This is a genomic window from Kitasatospora sp. NPDC091257, from assembly GCF_044757675.1.
GTDB lineage: Bacteria > Actinomycetota > Actinomycetes > Streptomycetales > Streptomycetaceae > Kitasatospora > Kitasatospora lactacystinica.
Map to the genome: position 1 here is coordinate 1 of NZ_JBIVVI010001259.1, position 2,519 is coordinate 2,519.

The 2,519-nt window shown below is 78.7% G+C and carries 1 protein-coding gene; it reads left to right on the plus strand.

All coding sequences use genetic code 11. The annotated features are described in order from the left end of the window. Positions 1-2,500: BTAD domain-containing putative transcriptional regulator (locus ACIQOV_RS37035; protein WP_401055188.1), on the plus strand; the 2,500-nt coding region annotated here is incomplete at its 5' end. Between the last annotated feature and the right edge of the window lie 19 nt (positions 2,501-2,519).

Genomic DNA, 2,519 nt, shown 5'->3' on the forward strand with positions numbered 1-2,519 from the left:
CCCCGGACTGGAGACCGAGGAACTGCTGCTCACCCGGTCCCCGGGGTACCTGCTGCGGGTGCCCGAGGAGGACTTCGACCTGGCCCGCTTCGAGACGCTGCGGGTGGCCGGCCGTACCGCCTACGAGCAGGGCGACTTCGCCGCCGCCTCCCGGCTGCTGCACGACGCGCTGGCGGTGTGGACCGGCCCGGCGCTGTCCGGCGTGCCGCACGGGGTGCGCCTGGAGAGCACCGCCATCCGGCTGGACGAGCTGCGGATGGAGTCGCTCGACCAGCGGATCCGGGCGGACCTGCGGCTCGGCCACCACCGCAAGCTCGCCGGGGAACTGATGGCGCTGGCCACCGAGCACCCGCTGCGGGAGGCGCTGCACGGCCACCTGATGGTGGTGCTGTACCGCACCGACCGCCAGTCGGACGCCCTGCGGGTCTACGCCAGGCTGCGGCGCTCGCTGGTCGAGGAGCTCGGCGTGGAACCCGGGCGCTCGCTCAAGCGCCTCCAGGAGCGGATCCTGCGCTCGGACCCGTCCCTCGACTGGAGACCTCCCGAGCCGGCCGGCGGGTCCGCCGCCCGGGCCGCCTCCCCGACCGCCGGGCCGCTGCGGGGGCTGCCCGGCGGGACGGAGAGGCTCATCGGACGCCACGAGGAGACCGCCTCGGCCGAGCGGATGCTGCGCGGCGACGCCGGCCGGCCGCCGGTGCGGCTGGTGGCGGTGGCCGGACGGGCCGGCGTGGGCAAGACGGCGTTCGCGGTGCGGCTGGCCCGGCAGGTCGCGGACGCGTTCCCGGACGGCCAGGTCCTGGTCCGGCTGCGCGGGCCGCTCGGCCGGCCGCTGACCGCCGACGAGGCGGCAACCGCCCTGCTGCGCGGGCTCGGTGGGGGCGACCACGGCGCGGCGGACCAGGTCCCGGCGGACCGCGGGCAGCTCACCGCGGCACTGCAGCGCGCCTTACGGGGGCGCCGGCCGCTGCTGGTGCTCGACGACGCCGGCTCGGAGGAGCAGATCCGCCCCCTGCTGGCGGCGGTCGGCGACTGCTCGGTGATCGTCACCGGCCGGCGGATGCTCTCCGCCCTCGACGGCGCCCGGCACCTCGTCCTCCAGCCGCTGCGCCCGGACGAGGCGATGGAGATGCTCCACGTCGCCGGAGGGGAGCTGATGGCGGCCGACCCGGTGGCGGTGGCGGAGATCGCCGGGCTCTGCGGTCACCTGCCGCTCGCCCTGCGGGTCGCGGCGGCCTCGCTGGTCGCCCGTCCGCACACCACCGCCGAGGGCCTGGCGGCCCGGCTGCGCGACGAACGGACCCGGCTGGAGCGGCTGCGCGAGGGCGACCTCGACCTGCGGGCCTGCCTGATGACGGCGTACCAGGAGGCGCGGCCCGAGCAGCAGCGGGCGTTCCGGCTGCTGGGGCTGGCCCCCGTGCCCGACTTCGCGCTGTGGACGGTGGCGGCGCTGCTCGACGTCGAGGCGCCCGTCGCCGAGGAGCTGGTGGAGGGCCTGGTCCGCGCCCAGCTGCTGGAGACCAGGCCGCAGCCGGACGGGCAGGTCCGCTACGGCTTCCACGAGCTGCTGCGGGTGCTCTCCGGGGAACTGCGCCAGCAGGAGCGCACGGACTCGCTGCGCGCGGCGACGGCGCGGCTGTGCGCCGCCTACCTGTCCCTCGCCCGCCGGGCCGACGCACTGCTCACGCCCGGCCGCAGCCGGCAGCCCGAGGAGCCGGCCCCGGCGCCGCCGTCCGGCGCGGGCGACCGGGCACCGGCGCCGTGCGCGCCGCTGGCCTGGTTCCGGCAGGAGGCCGCCGGGCTGGTGCAGTCGGTGCGGCTGGCGCACGCGGCCGGGCTGTGGTCCCTGGTGTGGGACCTGGCGGGCAGTACCGCCGGGTACTTCCAGACCTGCGCGGTCTGGGACCAGTGGGAGACCTCCCACCGGCTCGCGCTCGACGCCGCGCGCCGGGCGGGTTCCCCGGCCGCCGAGGCGGCGGTGCTCCACTCCCTGGGCGACCTCGCCTGGCAGCGGCGCGAGGCGGACCGGGCGCTCGGCCGGTACGGCGAGGCCCGCCGGCTGTTCGGCCTGGCCGGAGACCGGCTCGGGGCCGCGCGCTGCCGGATCGGCGAGGCCGACGTCCTGCTCGGCCGGGGCCGCCTGACGACCGCCGCCCGGCGGTACGGCCGGGCGCTGGCCCTCTGCTCGGCCGGCCACGACCTGCGGGGGGTCGTGGCCGCGCTGGGCGGTCTGGCGATGGTGAACCTGCACCAGGGGCTCCCGCTCGGCGCCCTCCGGCTGCTCGACGAGTGCGGGAGGGCCGCCGAACGGCTCGGCGACCGCCGCTGGGCCACCTACGCCCGCCGCACCGCGGAGCGGATCGCCGGTCCGGACGGGCGGGCGGCCGCCGTGGAGGTCCGCCCGGGCATGTGGCTGCTCGACCCGGGCCGGCCGTCGTTCGCCCCGGCCGGCGCCGGGCGGACCGGCGGGCCGCTCGCCCGGCAGCTCCCCCAGCGGCTCTGAGTCCCGCTGAGGGCCGGCC